This is a genomic window from Phaeobacter sp. NW0010-22 (assembly GCF_040365955.1).
Classification (GTDB): domain Bacteria; phylum Pseudomonadota; class Alphaproteobacteria; order Rhodobacterales; family Rhodobacteraceae; genus OMPR01.
On the sequence record NZ_BAABWT010000001.1, the window covers coordinates 249,815 to 270,299 of the forward strand.

Below are 20,485 nucleotides of genomic sequence, written 5' to 3' on the forward strand. Positions count from 1 at the left end.
CTAGGTGAAGCGAGTGTAAATGCGCGCTCACAGAAAGCTGCTGACGCGCATCTGTGTCAAGATCTGTTGGCTTTACAAAATGCGACCTGCCACTGCATCAAGTTTGGCAAGCAGGGCAGGGTCCCGTTTCTCGGGTGCCGTAAGTATCGCGAATTCGAGGGCACGGTCACACCCATGTGGGCACGGCGCACGATCGGTTCCGAGCAAGGCGGGTAGTCCTTTGATCAAGGCGCGGCCCTTTTCGGCGTTGCCCGTCAGGGTGGCAATGATGGCGGTGACGTCGACTTCGCCGTGATCTGGGTGCCAGCTATCATAGTCTGTGACCATGGCGACAGAGGCATAACAAAGTTCGGCTTCGCGGGCGAGTTTGGCCTCGGGCATGTTGGTCATGCCAATCACGTCAGCCCCCCAATGTTCGCGATACATTTTGGATTCCGCCAGCGTTGAAAACTGTGGTCCTTCCATAGCAAGATAGGTGCCGCCCCGATGGACATTGATCCCTGCATCACGGGCTGCGGTTTCGCAGGCGTCCGACAAGCGCGGGCAGGTTGGATGCGCAACACTCACATGCGCGACGCAGCCGGTTCCAAAAAAGGATTTTTCGCGCGCAAATGTGCGGTCGATGAATTGGTCGACAACGACAAAGTCACCCGGCGCCATCTCTTCGCGGAACGAACCGCAGGCTGAGACTGAAATCACGTCCGTTACGCCGAGCCGTTTGAGGGCATCAATGTTGGCGCGATAAGGGACTTCGGTCGGGGAATGTATGTGGCCACGTCCATGGCGTGGCAGAAACGCCATTTCGACGCCATTCAATGACCCGGTGAGGATTTGATCAGACGGGGCGCCCCAAGGGCTTTCAACAGTAACCCATTCCGCGCCTTCAAGCCCGTCGATTTCATAGATGCCCGAGCCGCCGATGACGGCGATTTTGGTTTTGGTGCTCACGGGGGTGCTCCCTGCCTTGTTGGTCAAATTCTGAAGAAATGTGTGGCGGGTTGCCAGACATTTGGCAAGGTGTCGGATTTGTGGGCGGATTGCTCAACATTTCTGTGTTGCGTTGAATGTCAACAAGGGCTGGGAACCATTTTGGCGGGACCCTTGCGAAGCATGAAGGCTGTCAGTTGGCAATGCACCTATTTGACCAAAGGCGGTACAAAGGCCAAGCTTGTTTTCATTGCTCAGAAAGTTAGGTTTAAAAAAGGACTTAGCTTTTATTGAAAAGGGATTTTAAATGCCACCACATCCTAGAACGTTTTCTCACATCGGGCTTTCAGTGCCAGATGTAGATGCAGCGGTGAAATTTTACTCCGAAGTGCTTGGGTTTTATGTCATTATGCCACCGACTGACGTGGTCGAAGATGACAGTGATATTGGAACTATGTGTTCTGATGTTTTTGGCCCTGATTGGAAAAAGTTGCGTATTGCACATCTTGCCACAGCCGATCGGGTTGGCATCGAAATTTTTGAGTTCGACGGAAATTACGCACCAGAGAACAACATAGATTTTCGCCGAAACGGTACATTCCATTTTTGCATTCAAGACCCAGATGTTGAGGGACTTGTGGAGAAGATTGTAAGTGCCGGCGGAAAGCAAAGGATGCCGATCCGGTACTATTACCCCGACGAAAAGCCATATCGCATGGTCTATGTAGAAGACCCGTTTGGCATCGTGTTCGAACTTTACAGTCATTCTTATGAATTGACGTATTCGTCAGGTGCCTACACCTGACTGGTGAGCAACTGATCCATATTATTTTGGTTCTTTGCTGTTGTGATCCTAGGCCAACATCCGTCAGATTAGATCGCTATTCTTGGATAAGCCCACGTGATTTTGCTTGGGTTTGGAAATCAACCCAAGCGGAATCAAAGGTCTGTAATGGCCAGCTGAGGTCTTGGGATTGCCCGTGGCTGTCGCGGAATGTGAACCTGAATGCCTCTCCATCCCCCATGCTGTCGATCAAGATTTGAGCGTCCTTTCCAGTAAAAGTGCAACTCAAGCCGGTGAGGCACCCGGGTAAACGTGTGCGCCAAATATCACCTTGCATGGTTTCTATCCGGAACCCGCCGGGGTGAAATAGCGTGCCAAACTCCATCCCAAAGTCAATTTTGTAACCGCTGGGTTCTGGCGTGATGAATATGAATTGCGCTGCGAATTTGGGGGCTTGAGAAAACACATCGACGCGGCGCAGATAGCACCTCTGCTTGAGCGCGCCATGTTCTTCGCGTTCGTCGCACATAGAGTTCCAGATCCCAAAAATCTGATGATGCGTTACCCGCCAATTGCCGGGGGTGTCGTTGCCTTGCAGGTCTTGCGCCGAAACGGCGGATCCCAAAAGGGAGAGAAGAATGATCCATCGCATAGCTCAGGCTTGGCGATTAGGTCATTGGGATGCAAGTCACGTTGGTGAGAGGGGTGGATTTTGTGCTAGGGTATGGTATGGGCTGCGCGCTATCTGATGCCAACCTCAGAGGTCGACTGCTTTCGTGATTGGCATGTGCACCTCAACGCCGCGAACCCACTATCCATAGGAACCCGCCCATGCCCCGAGCCCTTTTGGCTGCGTTTGCCAGCCGTCTTGACTACCCTGATTTGCGTTGGATGCCTGACGAAGGTTTTAGCGTCGCCCGGGTTCGGATCGAATTGCTGTCGGGTTTGACTGTAGCACTGGCGCTGGTGCCCGAAGCGGTGGCCTTTGCCTTTGTTGCAGGTGTGCACCCGTTGGTGGGTTTGTACGCGGCGTTCATGGTTGGATTGATCACCGCATTGATTGGCGGTCGTCCTGGCATGATCTCTGGTGCGACGGGCGCGTTGGCTGTTGTGATGGTGGCCTTGGTGGCGCAGCATGGGGTGGAGTATCTGTTTGCCACTGTGGTGTTGATGGGGATCTTGCAGATCATTGCAGGCATCATGCAGTGGGGTAAATTTATCCGACTGGTGCCACATCCGGTTATGTTGGGCTTTGTCAACGGGTTGGCTATCGTTATTTTCCTGGCCCAAATGGGTCAGTTCAAAGTGCCCGGTTCGATGGAAAACTCGGGCCACGGCCTGAGCGGTGGTGAATGGTTGACCGGAGTGCCGTTGCTTCTGATGCTTGGTCTGGTGGGTTTGACCATGGCAATCATTTGGGTGATGCCCCGTGTTACCCGGTTCATTCCGGCCCCTCTGGCCGGAATTGGTATCGTTGCGGCGTTGGTGATCGGCTTCGGCCTGGATGTGCCACGAGTTGGGGATCTGGCCTCGATCAAAGGCGGTTTCCCTGAATTTCATAACCCATTTGGCGAAGGTTTGGGCCTGTATGGCACCGCTTTGGCGCCATTGAATTGGGAAACGCTTGAAATTATCCTGCCTTATGCGGTCATTCTGGCGGCTATTGGCTTGATTGAATCGCTGCTGACGCTGAATCTTGTGGGCGAAATGACGGGCAAGCGCGGCGGTGCCAGCCAAGAATGTATCGCACAGGGCGTTTCCAATACGGTCACTGGCTTCTTTGGTGGTATGGGCGGATGTGCGATGATCGGTCAGTCTATGATCAACGTTAAATCTGGTGGACGCACTCGGGTTGCCGGGATTGCAGCCGCGGTATTCTTGTTACTGTTCATCCTTGTTGGATCACCCATTATTGAGTTGATCCCGCTGGCCGCTTTGGTCGGGGTTATGTTCATGGTCGTGATCGGGACCTTTGCGTGGAACTCGTTCAAGATCATGCGCAAGGTGCCGTTGACGGATGCCTTTGTCATCGTTCTGGTGACGGTTGTGACGGTGATGGAGGACCTCGCCGTTGCCGTGGTTGTTGGTGTGATCGTATCTGCGCTGGCGTATGCGTGGAACAACGCCCGTCGTATTCATGCCGAGATTGGGGAAGACGAAGACGGGGCCAAGGTATATCGCGTACAGGGGCCATTGTTCTTTGGATCGGCTGATGGTTTTGCGGAATTGTTTGAACCAAAGACTGACCCAGACAAAGTCGTCGTAGATTTTGCCGGTAGCCGCGTAGTTGATCAATCAGCACTGCAGGCGATCGAAGCGATTGCGTTGAAATACGAGGCAGAGGGGAAATCCATCCAGTTGCGCCACTTGAGTCGTGATTGCCACCAGCTGCTGACCAAAGCAGGTCACTTGATGGTCGATAGCGACGATGACCCCGAATACACGTTGGCCGTGAACTATTCCGTCCGAACGGGCATTTTGGGTGGTCACTAAGGGCTGTTGTTAAATTGAGCGCCCCTGCGGGGCGCGCTCAATCCTGATTTGGCGCTGCGTGGCGTTCCAAGCGCGACCCTATTATGGGGTCGCGCTTTTGTTATTGAGGTTAGTCGTCCGGGCGGCTGAGTGAAAACAGATCACGAACGACCGAGTAGTCGCGGTAACCAAGGCGGGCGAGCGGGCTAAAAGTGGTCACATCAAAGATCCCATCGCGCAGACAATCATCCCGCAAGTGAATGCCAACAACCTCTCCAAACGCGACACGATTGGATTGTCCCGGCAATGTTGTGATCTGGGTGAGCTTGCATTCGAGTGCGGCAGGGACGCCAGCGACGCGCGCGCAATCAATGGTTTCACAGTCGACGGGGGTCAGACCAGCGTGTTCAAACTCATCGAAGTCTTTGTCCAGTGCGGCAGAGCTTGCATTCATCGCGTCGCGCATGGCGAATTCAACTATGTTGACACAGAAAACGCCGGTGTCTTCGATGTTCGCAAGGCTGTCTTTGGTGTTGTTCTGGTCTGATTTGGCACCCGTGCTGGCAAACATGACCTGGGGTGGTTCATAGGCAACGCCGTTAAAAAACGAATAGGGGGCAAGGTTGTTGGTCCCCTGATTATTACGGGAAGAGATCCAGCCAATTGGGCGCGGTGTGATCAATGCGTTGAACGGGTTATGGGGAAGGCCATGACCCTCCTGAGGGCGATAAAACATCTGTCTCTCTCCTAGCGTTTGCCCAAGAGGTAGTGAAGTGATAGGCCGATTGCCACGGTTAAAAGAAAAGCAGGCACGTCAGTGATCGAAATTAAGCGGGAACAGCCGGACGACTGGTGGGAAGTCGAGGCGTTATATGATCTGTGTTTTGCTCCCGGACGCGAGGCGTTGTCGTCTTATCGTCTTAGGGATGACGTGCCCCCAGTCGCTGAATTATCTTTGGTCGCCAGAGATGAGCATGGAATATTGGCAGGCGCTATCCGGTTCTGGCCCGTGCACGTTGGGGCAGAGGATGCGTTGTTGCTTGGGCCCGTGGCTGTTCACCCAACCCACCAAGGTGAAGGACTGGGCGGTTATCTCATTTTTGAGGGGCTAGAGGCCTCTAAGACCTATGGCTGGAAACGGGTCATGCTGGTCGGGGATGCGCCCTATTATCAACGCTTTGGCTTCACGCGACTGGACGGTGTGGACATGCCACCGCCGACCAATCCTGAGCGAATTTTAGGGTTTGATCAGGCCGCTGGGGGCTGGTCTGATGTGACGGGGCAGGTGACCCGGTGGACGCGCTAAGCCGTTGAAATTGGCGGTCAGCGTACCAATCTTGGAACAGAGTTAGGAGCCGAGATGACAGATATTGCACTGATTGCCCCGATCGACACAGAAGCCGAGCTAGATCGGATTGCCGCGCATTATCAGGCAGCTGGAGGGGCAGGAGTGAAACTTCTCAACCTTCTGGGGGGCAAGGTAGAAGGTATTTTGGAGAAGCTGCCTGAGCCAGTGCGCGATGGACTAGGCGATGCAACTGAGCGTGCGCTGTTCTTAGCAATGCAAGCGGCACAGCATTCACGAACCGCGGTGCCGGATCAAAAGGAATGGGTCAACACAGCCGTCACCACAGCAATGGGCGCAGCTGGTGGGTTTGGGGGCTTACCCGCGGCTTTGGTCGAATTGCCTGCAACAACCGCTGTTTTGATGCGCGCAATCCAAGGCGTGGCGGCCAATCATGGGTTTGATCCAGATGCCGAGAATGTGCAATTTGATTGTGTCCGGGTGTTTTCTGCCGCCGGTCCCTTGGCGATGGACGACGGTGCGGATCTAAGCTTCCTGTCCCTGCGTTTGACGCTGACGGGCAGCGCGATGCAATCCTTGATTACTGCGGTTGCGCCAAAACTGGCCTTTGTCTTGGGGCAAAAGCTGGCGCTGCAAACAGTTCCCGTTCTTGGTGCGGTAGCAGGGGCCAGCGTGAACTACACCTACACAAAATACTACCAACAGATTGCCCATGTCCATTTTGGCATGCGGCGCCTGGCGATTGATGCTGATCTGTCGAACGAAGACCTGGTTATGCGGCTGGAAGAGCGGATGCAGCGCCGCATTCGGACTAAGTCGAGTTGACCTCGGTTGCATCACATTTGGGTGTCCGTGCGTTGCAAGCATACAAGATATAGATTTTTGTTACACAAATGTAGCGGATCTGACACGATAGGTGTGTACCATCCTAAAAGGAGGGTCGCATGACTATGAAGAGTTCAACCAAGGTGTTGGGTCGCTTACCACGGACAGGAATCTGTAGCCAAATGGGCGCTCTGTGTTACCGATTCGATAATGGTAAATTGCGTGTTTTGTTGATCACCTCGCGTCGAACCGGTCGCTGGATTGTTCCCAAAGGCTGGCCGATGTCGGATCGGGATGCGGCAGGAACTGCTGCGCAAGAAGCTTGGGAAGAAGCCGGTGTTATCGGTAATTGCAGATCGCGCAGCTTGGGGCATTTTTTCCATTTCAAAGTAATGTCTGACGGCAACGAAGCCCCGTGCCTTGTTGAAGTGTTCCCGATCAAAGTGAAACGATTGGCTGAAAAATTCCCAGAACGGAGTCAACGTCACCGGCGCTGGTTTTCGCCTAAAAAGGCAGCAGCGCGTGTGACTGAACCTGAACTTGCCCAAATGATCCGCAAGTTTGACCCGCGCATTTTACATTAACTGCCCGAAAGGCAAACGAGAGGCTTGATCTTCATTCGGGTGTGGATATCTATCGGCGATCCTGTAACGTGGGTAGACGATGATTCAATATGCATTGAAATGCTGCGACGGCCATAGCTTTGATAGTTGGTTCCAGTCTGCAGAGGCTTATGAAAAACTGGCAAAAGCTGGGATGGTGTCGTGTGTGGAATGCGGCAGCAGTCAGGTCGAAAAAGCAATCATGACACCCCGAGTGCGCCCTGCACGCAGCGCGGTGTCCGCCATCGTCTCTGAACAGCAGGAAGCCGCTCCTGTGGTTGAGATGCCTGCGCCGCCAAAGCCGGGACTTTTGAGCCAGCCCGCGTCGGAGCTTGAAAAAGCGGTGACCGAGTTGCGCAAGCAAGTTGAAACGAATTCGGACTATGTTGGTGAGAATTTTGCGGAAGAAGCGCGTGCCATGCACGTTGGGGATGCCCCATCCCGATCAATCTATGGTGAAGCCAAAATTGAAGAGGCTAAAGCCCTAATTGAAGAAGGTGTGCCAGTTGCACCTTTGCCATTTCGTCCTAACAGAAAGACAAATTGATCAATGCATGTTGTAATTACAGGGGCCAATCGCGGGATCGGCAAAGCTATGGCAGAGCGGTATCGCGCGGCTGGGCATTCAGTCACCGGAACGGCACGTGACGGCAGTGAGGCGGTGACATTGGATGTGACTGATACGGCTCAGCATGCAGATATGGCCCAAAAATTGAACGGGCAACCCATTGATCTGCTGATTTGTAATGCGGGGGTCTATCTGGACAAAGGTCAATCCATTGATGGGTATGCCCCAGAGATGTGGGCGCAGTCATTTGCGGCCAACGTGACGGGTGTTTTTCTAACAGTACAAGCCCTTTTGCCCAATCTAAGAGCCGCCAAGGGTAAAATTGCGATTATCAGCTCGCAAATGGCATCACATACACGCGCGCCCGGTGGCAGCTATATTTACCGCGCTTCAAAAGCGGCTGCGTTGAACCTTGGTCGCAACTTATCTAAGGATTTGGAAACCGACGGGATCGCGGTTGGCATCTATCATCCAGGGTGGGTAAAGACCGACATGGGCGGCGAAGCTGGCGATATTACCGTGGACGCATCCGCGGATGGGCTACTGGCGCGATTTGAGGCTTTAAACAGCAACACATCCGGGTGTTTTGAAACCTGGGATGGTCGGCCTCACGCCTATTGAACGTGAAGCCTTTTGGGCGCTGATTATTGGTTGGCGACGGCCCGTGTTGAAATCTGGAACACTTCGCCCGGTTCGATAAAGACGCGCATGACGTCGCCCTGAACCTCACTGGTGATCTTGGCGGTGGAATTGGAAGCCGTCGGTTCACCATCCGTGAAATAGATGTTTCGTGTTTCGCCGGTAGGCAAAAGGACGTTGATCGTCACATTCTGTGCATCTCTGCGGATCAGTTCAGCATGGCAGTTTTGAATGGGCTGACCTGCAATTGCCGCACAGGGGAGCGTGCCAAGGGCATTTGATCCGTCGGTCCCAGACACAGACCCGCCTGCGGCTTGAGCTTGTGTTGACAAAAGAGCAAGTGTGACTACGGCTGAAAGCAAGCGCATGGGAAATCCTGTTGGGTTGAAAGCGTTGGCCTCAATTTGTCATTGCGATGGGGTGGTGTAAAGCAAAGGCGCAATAATCACGGGCCGATGACGCTAACACAGACGCTGCCCACTTGCTCTTGAGCACCCCCTCGCTTATGACGCGTGAAACCTGAAGCTAGGGCGCGGAGATATTAAACCCCATGCCAACACTCGTAATGAAATTCGGCGGCACATCTGTCGCCAACCTGGATCGTATCCGCCGTGCGGCAAAACGCATCGGCGTTGAAGTTGCCAAGGGCTATGATGTCATCGTCATAGTTTCTGCCATGTCAGGTAAGACGAACGAGATGGTGGGCTGGGTCAATGAAACATCACCGTTGTATGATGCAAGGGAATATGATGCCGTTGTCTCTTCTGGTGAAAACGTCACAGCTGGGCTGATGGCGCTGACTTTGCAGGAAATGGATGTTCCCGCGCGCAGCTGGCAGGGGTGGCAGGTGCCGCTTTTGACCACCAGTGCCCACAGCCAGGCCCGGATTGATGAGATTCCGACCAAAAACATCAACGAGAAGTTCGCCGAGGGCATGAAAGTCGCCGTCGTGGCTGGTTTTCAGGGTATCAGTCCTGAAGGGCGGATCACAACGCTAGGACGTGGTGGTTCAGATACTACAGCAGTTGCGTTTGCTGCTGCATTTGAAGCAGATCGCTGTGATATCTATACTGATGTGGATGGTGTCTATACCACTGACCCGCGCATCTGTGACAAAGCGCGTAAGCTGGACAAGATCTCGTTCGAGGAAATGCTCGAACTGGCCTCATTGGGGGCCAAAGTGTTGCAAACCCGTTCGGTCGAGCTGGCGATGCGCTACAAAGTGAAACTGCGTGTTCTCTCAAGCTTTGAAGAACAATCTGACGAGGCCGGTACGCTGGTCTGCGACGAGGAGGAAATCATGGAATCCAATGTTGTGGCCGGTGTGGCCTATTCCCGCGACGAAGCCAAGATGACCTTGTTGTCGGTTGCGGATCGCCCTGGCATTGCCGCCACGATCTTTAACGCGCTGTCCGATGGTGGCGTCAACGTTGATATGATCGTGCAGAACATTTCAGAAGAAGGTCGCACTGATATGACCTTTAGCTGCCCTACAGACCAGGTGGCACGCGCTGAGAAATCGCTGTTGGCGATCAAGGATGCGGGTGAGTTGAACTATGCTGAATTGATTGCAGATACGGATGTGGCAAAAGTGTCTGTCGTTGGTATCGGCATGCGGTCCCAGTCCGGTGTTGCGGCCAAAATGTTCAAGGTGCTCTCGGATGAGGGTATTAATATCAAGGTCATTACAACCTCTGAGATAAAAATTTCCGTATTGATTGATCGGAAATACATGGAACTTGCTGTTCAGGCACTGCATGATGCTTTTGAACTGGACAAGGCAGCCTGAGCAAAACGCCAAGGGCCTGCCTGACTGAGATAAGGTGACAGGCCCATGGCGGACGGCACAGAAAGTGAATCCCGCAAGCTGCTTGGTCGGCTGCGTGAAGCGATGGCCAGCGATGACGCTGGTCAAGCGCGCTTGGATAAGATCACCCATTTGATTGCGGACAGTATGGGCAGCGAAGTCTGCTCGGTCTATTTGTTCCGTGATTCTGATACTTTAGAGCTCTGTGCGACCGAAGGGTTGCAATCGGAGTCTGTCCACCAGACACGTCTGCGGATGGGCGAGGGTCTAGTCGGACGGGTGGCCAAGTACAGCAAAGTTATTAATACCCCTGACGCTCCGTCGACCAAAGGGTTCCGCTATATGCCGGAAACCGGCGAAGAACGGTTTTCGTCTTTCCTTGGGATACCGATTCAGCGGCTTGGCGAAAAGCTGGGCGTGTTGGTTGTTCAATCTCGTGAGGCGCGCGAGTTTTCAGCTGACGAAGTGTATGCTTTGGAAGTGGTTGCGATGGTCATTGCTGAAATGACCGAGCTTGGTGCTTTTGTGGGCGAGGGTGCGGCCTTGTCGCCCTTGCATCAACAATCTGTCTTGTTGCGTGGCGGAACCGGTCAAGAAGGCGCTGCCGAAGGACACGTGCTGTTGCACGAACCACGCGTCGTTATCACTAATCCTATTGCAGATGATCCGGTACGCGAAGTTGAGCGCCTAAACGGTGCGGTTGAAGAGCTGCGCGTGGGCGTAGATAAGATGCTCGAGATGTCCCAAAATGGGGACAAAGAACAGCTGCAAGTTCTAGAAGCGTATCGGATGTTTGCTAATTCCAAGGGTTGGATGCGGCGCATGGAGGAAGACATCTCGCGGGGGTTGAGTGCAGAAGCCGCCGTCGAGAAAGAGCAATCACAGGCGCGCGCGCGGATGGAGCAAGTCAACGACCCCTATCTGCGTGAGCGTCTGGCCGATCTTGACGACCTAAGCAACCGACTATTGCGTATTTTGACCGGGCAAGGTGTTCAATCCGGGGCAGAGCATCCAGCAGATGCCATTTTGGTGGCCCGGAATATTGGACCCGGCGAATTGCTGGAATATGGACGTGCCCTTAAAGGGATCGTGCTGGAAGAAGGTTCGGTCGGGTCTCATGCAGCGATCGTTGCGCGTGCATTGGCGATTCCTTTGGTTGTTCATGCGGAACGGATCACGACCGAAGCTTTGAATGGCGATCATGTCATGGTGGACGGGGATCAGGGCATTGTGCACTTGCGCCCAGATGACTCGGTTGTGACTGCATTTCGAGACAAAATTGCGATGCAAGCTGACGCGCAGGCTCGCTATGTCTCTATCCGGGATACGCCCGCAGTGACCCGTGATGGGACGCGGATCAACATGGTGATGAACGCGGGATTGATGGCTGATTTGCCGTCCTTGGATAATTCGGGCGCCGAAGGGGTTGGCCTGTTTCGAACCGAATTGCAGTTTCTTGTGCGCAACCAGATGCCAAAGCGATCTGAATTGTCAGCTCTGTATTCCCGTGTATTGGACGCGGCGCATGGCAAACGCGTTGTGTTTCGGACCTTAGACATCGGGTCGGACAAGGTGCTGCCCTATATGAAGCCTACGGATGAACCGAACCCTGCATTGGGGTGGCGGGCGATACGGGTTGGCTTGGATAAACCGGGCGTGATGCGTATGCAGTTGCAGGCGTTGATGCGAGCCGCGAATGGCCGGCCTTTGACGATCATGTTCCCGTTTGTTGCACAGTTTGAAGAGTATCGCGCAGCGCGTGCTGAGGTGGATAAGACAATCGCGCGCGAAAAGAAACTTGGTCACATACTGCCTGAAACGATTGAGGTCGGGGCGATGCTGGAAACGCCATCGTTGGCCTTTGCACCGCAGAAGTTCTTTGACGAGGTGGGGTTTGTTTCAATAGGGGGCAACGACCTAAAGCAGTTCTTCTTTGCAGCTGACCGTGAGAATGAGCGGGTACGCCGGCGGTATGATACGCTTAATGTGAGCTTTCTGACCTTTATTGAAAGGATTGTAGAGCGCTGTGCTCTGTCCGGAACGCCACTAAGTTTTTGTGGCGAAGACGCCGGGCGTCCGATCGAGGCCTTGTGTCTGGCTGCGATGGGGCTTCGGACGCTTTCTATGCGGCCAGCATCAATTGGACCTGTTAAGAGCTTGCTTTTGCGATCTAACCTTGAAGAGATCAGAAAGATTATTTCTGACGCACGCCACCGTGGCGAGCAATCTGTAAGGCCTGCTGTGATGGAGTGGTTGCGTACACAAGGCTGAACCATAGAATTCAATCTATGTGCACGAATTTAGTCTTGAACTCAATGAATTGGGATCAATAGCTGAGGCGATGTTTTTGGCTAAGGGGCATTCCCGGCCTCAGGTATTTTGGCCCTGAGCCCCTGCAGTGAGGGGTGGAATTGGATCAATGAGGGATATTTCGATTGTCTTTTTACAGCTTTTTTTGGGGACCTGTTGGGAGTAAAGGTTGAGGATTAATGTCTTTTCTCAACTTTATGGGTGGTGGAAGGGAAAGAGCGCACATCTTCAACGCTCACTCTTCTCTATTTACCCGATCGCTGGGTTTGGAATCCCGACCGCTTCAGGATCCAAAGATCTTGTTCATCAAGCGGCGGTGCCACGGTGTTTGAGATGGGTCGTGATCTGGCTGTCTTGACGAAAGGGCGGCGGCCCCTTGTGGATCGATGATGGTTTTCCCGTCTTCGAATTGAAGCCGATACAGATCGGCATACATACCGCCACGGGCCAAAAGATCCTCGTGGCTGCCCTGATCAACCACAGTGCCGCGATCCATGACAACGATTTTGTCAGCGTTTCGGATGGTCGACAAACGGTGCGCGATAACGATGGTCGTACGTCCACCTGACAAGCGATCCAAGGCTTCTTGAACAACTTTTTCGGATTGGGCATCCAACGCGCTGGTTGCTTCGTCCAAGAGCAGAATTGGCGTGTCACGCAACAGCGCACGAGCAATGACTACACGCTGACGCTGACCACCGGATAGTGCAGAGCCGCGAGGCCCAACGAGGGTCTCCAACCCATCGGCCAGTTTTGGAAGAAAGTCAGACACATGCGCCGCGTCCAGAACCGCTTCCAATTGCTCATCCGTAACATCAGTTCGACCGAGAAGGATGTTCTCACGCAGGCTTTCGTCAAACAGCAACGCTTCTTGTGTCACGACAGAAAAGAGATCGCGCAATTTCGGCAGTGCCATATTCTGCACGGCGATGCCGCCAACTTGGACAGATCCGTTTTGGGGATCTACCAACCGTGTCAACAAGTTGAAGATTGTCGATTTCCCCGCCCCTGAGGCCCCGACCAAAGCCGTGGTTTTACCAGCTTCAGCGGTCAGGGTCAGGTCCCGTAAGATTTTAGCCTCTCCATAGTTGAGACAAACATTCGTTAGCGTAACTTCAGGGCGCCCCGACGGCGCGGCGACAGGGTTGGCGGGGGAGACCATTTTTATGGGTGCATCCATCAGCTCTTTAAGGCGTTCTAATGCGGCAGCCGCAGCTTGCCACGCACCACTCATCGAGGCGAGGCGACGCATTGGATCAAACAACAGGCCGATGGCGGTGAAAAAGCTCATGAATTCACCCACAGTCTTTTCACCGGCAATGATTTCGTGGCCGCCGTAAAACAGCACGCCCATGAACCCAAGTCCGGCCATCACATCCATCGCCCCAGTGATGGAAGCGGTTCCAAACAAGGCTCGGATCTCGGACCGTACAAACCAGGACATCTGATCGTCAAAGCGTTTTTGTTGATACGCTTCGAGACTGTTCAGTTTGATTGGGATGATCCCATGAAAAATCTCGTCCAATCGCGTTGCCAGTGAGGCACCCAAATCGCGTGCGGCCGAAGCCTTTTTGCGTACATATTTTTGTGCGGCCCCAACGGGGAGCAGGAGGAGAGGTACGCCAACCAGCATGATCAGTGTCCAGACCAGATCAACATTGATTGCAACGCCCAACAAAACGATCAGTGAAATGACATCTCGACCTGCGCCGGTCACGATCATCTGCCAAACTTGGTTGACGGCTCCGACGTCCGTTTGAACACGCTGGATCAAAAATCCGGGCGGGTGTTCTTGATGGAATGAGGTATCTTGCTGGATCAGGCGGCGAAGCAAATCGCTGCGCAGATGAGCTGCGGTGGTTTGTGTGATTTTGGCCAGCAGCACCTTTTGAGCAACACCGGCGCCGCCCCGGATCACAAATATCAGCAGGAAAGCTAGGCTTACCCACTTTAGGGCATCGGTGTTCCCTGCCACAAAAACAGTGTCGAACATCGGTTGCATCATATAGCTCAGCGCGCCAACCATCGAACCTTCGAGCAGCATAAAGAACATGGCGATGGCAAGGACGCCGATGTGGTGACGCAGATAGTCACGCCATAGCCAGCCCAACAGCTCGCGCGAAGATTTTTGTTTGGCGCTCATGGTTTTGCTTTCTGGAGGGGGAAGGGATCTGTCTGCGCTACATCTCTCATGACTAATTCATTTAATCCGCTCAGGGATTTGGTGCAAGCTTCGCCTATGAGCCAAGACTGATTGACGTTGCTCATCTCCTGGCTAGGGTGTGCCTTAACAGGAGAATGCAAAGACATGACACAGGATCTGAGAGTCGCGCAGGGTCGCGGGTATCTGGCCATTCCGGGCCCATCTGTGATGCCGGATGCGGTATTGCGGGCGATGCATCGGGCCTCCCCAAATATTTACGAAGGCGAATTGCTGGACATGATGGAGCCGCTGACGGCAGATTTGCGTCGTGTGGCCCGCACCAAGCATCATGTGGCCATTTATATCGCGAATGGTCATGGCGCGTGGGAGGCGGCACTGGCAAATGTGATCGCCCCTGGCGAACGGGTTCTGGTGCCTGCGACCGGCCGATTTGGTATTGGGTGGGGTGAAATGGCTACGGGTTTGGGGGCTGACGTTCAGGTTTTGGATTTCGGCAAATCCAACCCTTGGGATCTGGACCAGATCGCTGAGGAACTGCGGGCCGATGCTGGCCATCAGATCAAAGCCGTGCTCGCGGTGCATGTGGACACTTCAAGTTCGGTCCGCAACGACGTGCCGGCACTGCGCGCCGTTTTGGATGAGGTGGGCCACCCTGCCTTGCTAATGGCGGATTGCATCGCGTCGTTGGGGTGTGATGAGTTCGAAATGGACGCTTGGGGCGTCGATGTGATGGTGACGGGCAGTCAAAAAGGATTGATGGTGCCCCCCGGCATAGGTTTTGTGTTCTTTAACGAAAAAGCAGCCGCAAAACGGTCCGTGATGTCTCGAGTTTCGAGATATTGGGATTGGGTTCCTCGTGCGAACCCAGAGGAATTTTTCCAGTACTTCGGAGGTACAGCCCCAACCCACCACCTTTATGGGCTACGGGCCGCATTAGACATGATCCATGAGGAGGGCATCGAACATGTTTGGGCCCGCCATCAGCGATTGGCGCAAGCAATCTGGGCAGCATGTGAAACTTGGTCTGAGAACGGTGAGTTGCGTTTGAATGTCACTGATCGAACTTTTCGATCGCATGCCGTGACAGCTTTGCGTCTGGATGCACCTAACGGCACAGCACTGCGCAATTGGGTTCAAAAAAACTTGGGTCTGACCTTGGGGATTGGTTTAGGCATGGCCGAACCCGGTGACCCGGCGAGGGACGCCTTTTTCCGCTTGGGTCACATGGGACATGTGAACGGGCAAATGATAATGGGCGTTCTTGGTGGTATTCAAGCGGGCCTGAGCGCACTGGACATTCCACACGGTCACGGCGCGGTGGAAGCCGCCGCCGCCGTAATTGCAGGGCGCTAGCGCCCAGTTGCTGCGCGCGCTGCCGCCAGGGCATTCGGCAGGGCGGCAGCAAATTGATTCAGATCTGATGCCGGGCCACAGCTGACACGAATGCATCGGTTTTGAGGTTCGGCAAATGGCATGCGTACAAAAAGGCCAGCCTCGATCAATGCATCAAGGGTGGCCTTTGCAAAAGCTCCATCATGACCACAATCGATTGCGACGAAATTAGTGGCCGATGGCAGTGGTGTTAGGCCGTTGTCGTGCGCAATTTGGCTCAGCCTATCCCGCGCGTTAGTGATTTCAGACTGCACATGGGTCAACCAATCGCTATCTGCTAGTGCAGCAAGGGCTCCGGCCTGCGCAGAGCGGTTCATTCCAAAATGATTGCGCACTTTGTTAAAGGCTGAAATTAGCCCCGGCGCCCCTAGGGCATAGCCCACGCGCGCGCCCGCCAAACCGTAGGCTTTGGAAAACGTGCGCATCCGGATGACACGGGGATCATTGATATCAACAGGTGCGGCGGTTCCGTTAGGGGCGCATTCGACATAGGCTTCGTCGAGCACCAAGAGGCACCCCTCGGGCAACGCGTCCATCGCGGTGACGATGTCTGCCCCTCGATGCCAGCTTGCCATAGGATTATCGGGGTTCGCGAGGTAAACAAGCTTTGCATCTACCTCGGCTGCTTTGGCAAACAGTGACGCGGGATCTTCGTGATCGTCTACATAGGGAACTGTATGCAACACACCGCCAAAACCAGCTACATGGTAATTGAAGGTGGGATAGGCACCCAAAGAGGTGACAACGCAATCACCGGGGTTGATCAACAACCGAACGAGATACCCCAAGAGGCCATCGATACCTTCGCCGACGACGATGTTTTCAGGCTGGATCCGATGATGTAACGCCAATGCCTGACGAAGGTCATAGTTTTCTGGATCACCGTACATCCACAGATCGGCAGTGGCATCTTGCATAGCGGCAATGGCACGCGGAGAAGGACCAAAAATATTCTCGTTGGCGCCAAGACGCGCGTCAAAAGGCGCGCCGCGCTGACGCTCTTGCGTCTCGGGGCCGACAAAGGGCACGGTTGCGGGCAAGGATTGGGCAAGCGGGGTGTAGCGTGGATCACTCATACCCGCAGATAACCGCAGCGCGACAGCATCGGCAAGCCTCGCGCTGCGTTTTCGATCAGAAGAAGATCAGGTAAATGATGCCTGCGTAGATGCTGTATTGGATCGCATAGTAGACGGTCGAGTTCCACGCTTTGATCTTTTTACCAAAAGCACGCCCCTTGTAGATCCACGCGAACGCCTTGTTCACGGCGCCAACTTTGTCGCCAGGCGCGTTCTTTGTCGCCGAAGCAGACATAACCACATTGGAAAAAACGGTGTTGACCCAGTCGATGGGGGCAAAGGTCACCGGACGTTTGATATCGAGGAATAGAACGATCCGATTCTTGTCCGTCGTGTTAGCAGCATGGTGGATATAGGTTTCGTCAAACATGACGACTTCGCCATCGCGCCATGAATAATTTTCACCGTCCACGTTAATATAACAGCCATCGTCGTTTGGGGTTTCCAAGCCCATGTGGTAGCGAACTGAGCCGGCAAAGGGATCACGGTGGCGCACCAGAGTTGCCTCGGGAGGGAGGCTTGCGAACATTGCCCCTTTGATCGAGGGAATGTCTTCGACCATTTTCGTTGTGATTGGGCAAGTATTCGCAGCGGAGTCGAGCGATGAGCCGTACCATTTCAGGTAGAAACGGGTCCACCCCGTTTTAAAGAACGAATTAAAACCGATGTCGTCCAGATCATCAGAGGCCTTAATCGCGCCTTGCTCGTTCAGGGCCATGGCCTCATCCCGGATGGTTTGCCAATTATCTTGTAGTGGCTTCAATTCAGGGAACAAGGCGGGGTCTAGGTAGGGCGTCGTTGGAACCTTGGAAAACGCGTAAAACAGACAGTTCAACGGCGCGAACAGATTGGCATGGTCTGTGATCCGGCGGCGTATCAGTTCGTGACGCAACTTGCCACGCGTTTGGACGTAAACTGAACACATAATAAAAATCAGAAGCAGGGCGATGCCCATTCGAAATTCCTTTCTGAAAGATCTGCAAGAGGGGAGACGGGAGATCCAGATAGCGAGCATATGTGCTGCTAAGGAAAGCATCGCAAGGGGGGGAGCGGTTTTTAGTGTTCACATTCTTAGTGAGTGAAACCGTCCGTACGTTTTCGAAAACTGCGTTTAACGTTGCAGGGTTGTCTTTACCCTTGTTGGCCATTTGGCATTGCCGGGTTTTGGTGGCAACTCTTGGGTTGCGTTAGGTGCTGCAGAGCCGCAAGATTTCAACGAAACATGTTCAACCTTAAGGTCATTCTATGCGCTTACTCCTAATTCTATGTTTGGTCGGTTTTGGGTATCTTTTGCTGTGGCCGGTTCCTGTGTCGCCTGTCGCTTATGAACCACAGGAAACGCAAGGGTTTCAGGGGGTATTTGCTGAAAATCGCGGGCTGGATCCCGCTGTGGTTATAGAATTACCAGGGGCCGAAATTGGGCCTGAGGATCTTGCTGTCATGGCTGATGGCACAATTTACACCACCAGTCTTTCAGGCGTTTTGTATCGCATAGATGGGGAAGCTCCGGAAAAGGTTGATGAATTAGGGGGGCGGCCCCTTGGCCTTAAGGCGGGGCCAGACGGGGCGCTCTACATCGCTGACAGTTTTCGCGGCATTTTGCGATGGACCGGACCGGGCAGCTTGGAAACGGTGGTCTCTGAAATTGACGGCAAACCAATTGTCTATGCCAACCAATTGGATGTGGCCCAAGATGGGACGATCTATTTCTCAAATTCATCAGATCGATTTGATCCGGAAACAATGGGTGGAACAAAGCCCACGTCGGTTTTGACCATTTGGGAGCAGTCCCAAACCGGCTACGTTGCCCGATGGTCAGTGGACGGCAAGGTTGAAAAAATTGCCGAAGGCTTCGTTTACACCAATGGGGTGGCCCTGTCCCCAGATGAAGATTTTCTTTTGATTAGCGAAACCGGACGTGCACGGGTGCACAGGCTGTGGCTGGTTGGGGACAAGGCGGGGCAAACTGAGGTGTTTTTAGACAATCTGCCAGGGTACCCTGACAATTTGGAACGCCAAGCGGATGGGACTTATTGGATGGCCTTCGCCAGCCCCCGGGTGCCTGCAGAGGCGCTGATGCCCTATCCGTTCTTGCGCAAGGTAATTTGGCGTCTGGGTCCTTTGGTTCGCCCCAAGCCAATCGAACGAGGCATGGTCGTTCAGTTTGACGCGCAGGGTCAGATCTTGCGCACGTTACAGGATCCCGATGGCCGTTTGGGGATTACGACAGGGGCGCGGATCGTTGATGATACGTTTTATGTCATGACGCTTGATTCCCGCGGCTTTGGACGCATGCCGGTCCAAGAGATGCCTTGAACTGCCCCCACGTTTGTATGGTGCGACCAGAGTGTTCGCGCCAAACTATAGGCAACATTAAAAAGGGAGAGGCCGGATATGGCGCGTGTTTCAGTTAAATATCAGGACAACATAGCGCGGGTGACATTGACCCGTGGGGACAAGATGAACGCGCTGGACACCGCGATGATTCAGGCCATTGTGTCTGCAGGTCAAGAAGTTGCCGCATCCGATGCCCGCGCCGTGGTGTTGTCTGGCGAAGGAAAATCATTCTGCGCCGGTTTGGATATGATGAGTTTTGGCGCGCTTGCAGCCGAAGAAAATACGGATTGGATCATGGATCGCACCCACGAGGATGCGAACTTGTTTCAAGAGGTGGCACTGGTTTGGCGCCGGATTCAGGTGCCTGTGATCGCTGCGGTTCAAGGCGCGGTGTATGGCGGCGGCCTACAACTGGCATTAGGGGCAGATATCCGGATCGCAGCGCCAGATGCCAAGTTTTCGGTGATGGAAATGAAATGGGGCTTGATCCCGGATATGGGGGGGATGGTGCTGTTGCCGCAACTGATGCGCTCTGATGCGTTGCGTCAGATGACCTATACGGCACGCCCTGTGGATGTGAACCAAGCGCTGGCATGGGGGCTGGTCACATCAGTGGATGATGATCCGATGACCGCAGCACTTGCCCTTGCGGAAGAAATCGCAGGCAAAAGCCCTAACGCAATTCGGGCCGCCAAGCGTTTGATCGACATTGCCGAAAGTCAGAGCCGTCAGGATGTGCTGTTAGCCGAAAGTGCGGAACAAGGCAAACTGATAGGCAAAGCGGAACAAATGGAGGTCATCGCGGCCAACATGCAAGGGCGTAAACCCGACTTTAAATAAGTTGGAGATTGGCCAGTCTTGCGACTTATTCTCTATACCAAGCGCATGGATGAGATGATCTCGTTTTATGAGACGTATTTCGATTACCGGGCTGAACGGTGTAAAGGGGATCGGATTGTTGAATTGATCCCTAGGGCCCATGGGGTGCCTTTGCTGTTGCACCCCGCTGGAAAAGCCACGCGTGAGGGGCAAGTCGCGGTCAAACTGGTCTTTGATATTGAAAATGTGCCAGATTTTTGCGTCCGTGCCGCTAAGGTCGGGCTAAGTTTTGGCCCAATTCACAACGCCGATGGGTATTGTTTTGCCAATGCCAAAGATCCGGCGAAGAATTCGGTCTCAGTGTCTAGTCGTGCGTTCAGGGGGCCATCAACTCTATGAACCTGAGTACCTGAACCAACGAAAACACCCCGCCTCAGTGCACTGAAACGGGGTGTTT

The 20,485-nt window shown here is 53.8% G+C and carries 20 protein-coding genes; 13 read left to right on the top strand and 7 right to left on the bottom strand.

Annotation, left to right across the window (positions count from 1 at the left end):
* Positions 1–72 precede the first annotated feature (72 nt).
* Positions 73–948 carry an S-methyl-5'-thioadenosine phosphorylase gene (locus ABWV33_RS01095; protein WP_353328688.1) on the bottom strand — a complete coding sequence of 292 codons (876 nt, stop codon included), beginning with the start codon at positions 946–948 and terminating at the stop codon, positions 73–75.
* Positions 949–1,234: 286 nt separating this feature from the next.
* On the opposite strand from ABWV33_RS01095, the gene ABWV33_RS01100 reads away from it, so the two are divergent.
* The gene (locus ABWV33_RS01100; RefSeq protein ID WP_113821740.1) at positions 1,235–1,732 is read left to right on the top strand and encodes a lactoylglutathione lyase family protein; all 498 of its coding nucleotides are present in this window, start codon (positions 1,235–1,237) and stop codon (positions 1,730–1,732) included.
* A 76-nt stretch (positions 1,733–1,808) separates the two neighbouring features.
* Here the strand turns inward: ABWV33_RS01100 and ABWV33_RS01105 are convergent, their stop codons facing one another.
* Positions 1,809–2,363: a hypothetical protein gene (locus ABWV33_RS01105; protein WP_353328690.1), complete on the bottom strand. Its 555-nt coding sequence runs from the start codon at positions 2,361–2,363 to the stop codon at positions 1,809–1,811.
* A gap of 179 nt (positions 2,364–2,542) precedes the next feature.
* Here ABWV33_RS01105 and ABWV33_RS01110 point away from each other — a divergent pair, with 179 nt between their 5' ends.
* Entirely contained in the window at positions 2,543–4,204 is a 1,662-nt protein-coding gene (locus tag ABWV33_RS01110) for a SulP family inorganic anion transporter (protein ID WP_113821738.1), read from the top strand.
* Between the two features lie 109 nt (positions 4,205–4,313).
* Here the strand turns inward: ABWV33_RS01110 and ABWV33_RS01115 are convergent, their stop codons facing one another.
* A complete protein-coding gene (locus ABWV33_RS01115; RefSeq protein WP_353328692.1) occupies positions 4,314–4,919 on the bottom strand; it encodes a flavin reductase family protein in 606 nt (201 codons plus the stop codon).
* A gap of 81 nt (positions 4,920–5,000) precedes the next feature.
* Here ABWV33_RS01115 and ABWV33_RS01120 point away from each other — a divergent pair, with 81 nt between their 5' ends.
* From ABWV33_RS01120 to ABWV33_RS01140, 5 genes are all read left to right on the top strand, one after another.
* Complete coding sequence (locus ABWV33_RS01120; RefSeq protein ID WP_121999534.1) at positions 5,001–5,489, top strand: GNAT family N-acetyltransferase; 489 nt, start codon at positions 5,001–5,003, stop codon at positions 5,487–5,489.
* Positions 5,490–5,543: 54 nt separating this feature from the next.
* Positions 5,544–6,314, top strand: coding sequence for an EcsC family protein (locus ABWV33_RS01125; RefSeq protein WP_353328694.1), 771 nt, complete (start codon positions 5,544–5,546; stop codon positions 6,312–6,314).
* A gap of 119 nt (positions 6,315–6,433) precedes the next feature.
* Positions 6,434–6,898 (top strand): NUDIX hydrolase, encoded by a 465-nt coding sequence (locus tag ABWV33_RS01130; RefSeq protein ID WP_353328696.1) that lies wholly within the window; start codon positions 6,434–6,436, stop codon positions 6,896–6,898.
* A gap of 79 nt (positions 6,899–6,977) precedes the next feature.
* Positions 6,978–7,463: a DUF1178 family protein gene (locus ABWV33_RS01135; RefSeq protein WP_121999536.1), complete on the top strand. Its 486-nt coding sequence runs from the start codon at positions 6,978–6,980 to the stop codon at positions 7,461–7,463.
* A gap of 3 nt (positions 7,464–7,466) precedes the next feature.
* Positions 7,467–8,105, top strand: a complete 639-nt coding sequence (locus ABWV33_RS01140; RefSeq protein ID WP_121999537.1) for an SDR family NAD(P)-dependent oxidoreductase — start codon at positions 7,467–7,469, stop codon at positions 8,103–8,105.
* 23 nt (positions 8,106–8,128) lie between these two features.
* Here ABWV33_RS01140 and ABWV33_RS01145 read toward each other — a convergent pair whose 3' ends face one another.
* Positions 8,129–8,491, bottom strand: coding sequence for a hypothetical protein (locus tag ABWV33_RS01145; RefSeq protein WP_113821732.1), 363 nt, complete (start codon positions 8,489–8,491; stop codon positions 8,129–8,131).
* A gap of 182 nt (positions 8,492–8,673) precedes the next feature.
* On the opposite strand from ABWV33_RS01145, the gene ABWV33_RS01150 reads away from it, so the two are divergent.
* Together ABWV33_RS01150 and ptsP are read left to right on the top strand one after the other, a co-directional pair.
* A complete protein-coding gene (locus ABWV33_RS01150; RefSeq protein ID WP_353328699.1) occupies positions 8,674–9,912 on the top strand; it encodes an aspartate kinase in 1,239 nt (412 codons plus the stop codon).
* Positions 9,913–9,957: 45 nt separating this feature from the next.
* Positions 9,958–12,201: a phosphoenolpyruvate--protein phosphotransferase gene (ptsP, locus tag ABWV33_RS01155; RefSeq protein ID WP_113821729.1), complete on the top strand. Its 2,244-nt coding sequence runs from the start codon at positions 9,958–9,960 to the stop codon at positions 12,199–12,201.
* 322 nt (positions 12,202–12,523) lie between these two features.
* Here ptsP and ABWV33_RS01160 read toward each other — a convergent pair whose 3' ends face one another.
* Positions 12,524–14,383: an ABC transporter ATP-binding protein gene (locus ABWV33_RS01160; RefSeq protein WP_353328701.1), complete on the bottom strand. Its 1,860-nt coding sequence runs from the start codon at positions 14,381–14,383 to the stop codon at positions 12,524–12,526.
* Between the two features lie 165 nt (positions 14,384–14,548).
* Between ABWV33_RS01160 and ABWV33_RS01165 the strand changes: the two genes are divergently transcribed.
* Positions 14,549–15,757, top strand: coding sequence for a pyridoxal-phosphate-dependent aminotransferase family protein (locus ABWV33_RS01165; protein WP_353328703.1), 1,209 nt, complete (start codon positions 14,549–14,551; stop codon positions 15,755–15,757).
* On the opposite strand, the gene ABWV33_RS01170 is transcribed toward ABWV33_RS01165, so the two are convergent.
* Positions 15,754–16,872, bottom strand: a complete 1,119-nt coding sequence (locus ABWV33_RS01170; protein WP_353328705.1) for a pyridoxal phosphate-dependent aminotransferase — start codon at positions 16,870–16,872, stop codon at positions 15,754–15,756. The two genes, ABWV33_RS01165 and ABWV33_RS01170, sit on opposite strands and share 4 nt — an antisense overlap.
* Positions 16,873–16,927: 55 nt before the next feature.
* On the bottom strand, positions 16,928–17,827 hold the full coding sequence (locus tag ABWV33_RS01175; RefSeq protein ID WP_353328707.1) for an aspartyl/asparaginyl beta-hydroxylase domain-containing protein: 900 nt from the start codon (positions 17,825–17,827) through the stop codon (positions 16,928–16,930).
* A gap of 290 nt (positions 17,828–18,117) precedes the next feature.
* Here ABWV33_RS01175 and ABWV33_RS01180 point away from each other — a divergent pair, with 290 nt between their 5' ends.
* The 3 genes from ABWV33_RS01180 (at position 18,118) to ABWV33_RS01190 (ending at position 20,427) form a co-directional block, all read left to right on the top strand.
* Complete coding sequence (locus ABWV33_RS01180; protein WP_353328708.1) at positions 18,118–19,188, top strand: SMP-30/gluconolactonase/LRE family protein; 1,071 nt, start codon at positions 18,118–18,120, stop codon at positions 19,186–19,188.
* 78 nt (positions 19,189–19,266) lie between these two features.
* The gene (locus ABWV33_RS01185; protein ID WP_353328710.1) at positions 19,267–20,049 is read left to right on the top strand and encodes a crotonase/enoyl-CoA hydratase family protein; all 783 of its coding nucleotides are present in this window, start codon (positions 19,267–19,269) and stop codon (positions 20,047–20,049) included.
* Between the two features lie 18 nt (positions 20,050–20,067).
* Positions 20,068–20,427, top strand: a complete 360-nt coding sequence (locus ABWV33_RS01190; protein WP_251134527.1) for a VOC family protein — start codon at positions 20,068–20,070, stop codon at positions 20,425–20,427.
* Positions 20,428–20,485: the final 58 nt, after the last annotated feature.

Coding starts and splice junctions, on each gene's coding strand:
- ABWV33_RS01180 (WP_353328708.1), top strand. CDS start 18,118: ATGCGCTTACTCCTAATTCTATGTTTGGTCGGTTTTGGGTATCTTTTG.
- ABWV33_RS01105 (WP_353328690.1), bottom strand. CDS start 2,363: ATGCGATGGATCATTCTTCTCTCCCTTTTGGGATCCGCCGTTTCGGCG.
- ABWV33_RS01185 (WP_353328710.1), top strand. CDS start 19,267: ATGGCGCGTGTTTCAGTTAAATATCAGGACAACATAGCGCGGGTGACA.
- ABWV33_RS01135 (WP_121999536.1), top strand. CDS start 6,978: ATGATTCAATATGCATTGAAATGCTGCGACGGCCATAGCTTTGATAGT.
- ABWV33_RS01175 (WP_353328707.1), bottom strand. CDS start 17,827: ATGGGCATCGCCCTGCTTCTGATTTTTATTATGTGTTCAGTTTACGTC.
- ABWV33_RS01100 (WP_113821740.1), top strand. CDS start 1,235: ATGCCACCACATCCTAGAACGTTTTCTCACATCGGGCTTTCAGTGCCA.
- ABWV33_RS01130 (WP_353328696.1), top strand. CDS start 6,434: ATGACTATGAAGAGTTCAACCAAGGTGTTGGGTCGCTTACCACGGACA.
- ABWV33_RS01165 (WP_353328703.1), top strand. CDS start 14,549: ATGACACAGGATCTGAGAGTCGCGCAGGGTCGCGGGTATCTGGCCATT.
- ABWV33_RS01115 (WP_353328692.1), bottom strand. CDS start 4,919: ATGTTTTATCGCCCTCAGGAGGGTCATGGCCTTCCCCATAACCCGTTC.
- ABWV33_RS01140 (WP_121999537.1), top strand. CDS start 7,467: ATGCATGTTGTAATTACAGGGGCCAATCGCGGGATCGGCAAAGCTATG.
- ABWV33_RS01150 (WP_353328699.1), top strand. CDS start 8,674: ATGCCAACACTCGTAATGAAATTCGGCGGCACATCTGTCGCCAACCTG.
- ABWV33_RS01160 (WP_353328701.1), bottom strand. CDS start 14,383: ATGAGCGCCAAACAAAAATCTTCGCGCGAGCTGTTGGGCTGGCTATGG.
- ABWV33_RS01125 (WP_353328694.1), top strand. CDS start 5,544: ATGACAGATATTGCACTGATTGCCCCGATCGACACAGAAGCCGAGCTA.
- ABWV33_RS01110 (WP_113821738.1), top strand. CDS start 2,543: ATGCCCCGAGCCCTTTTGGCTGCGTTTGCCAGCCGTCTTGACTACCCT.
- ptsP (WP_113821729.1), top strand. CDS start 9,958: ATGGCGGACGGCACAGAAAGTGAATCCCGCAAGCTGCTTGGTCGGCTG.
- ABWV33_RS01145 (WP_113821732.1), bottom strand. CDS start 8,491: ATGCGCTTGCTTTCAGCCGTAGTCACACTTGCTCTTTTGTCAACACAA.
- ABWV33_RS01170 (WP_353328705.1), bottom strand. CDS start 16,872: ATGAGTGATCCACGCTACACCCCGCTTGCCCAATCCTTGCCCGCAACC.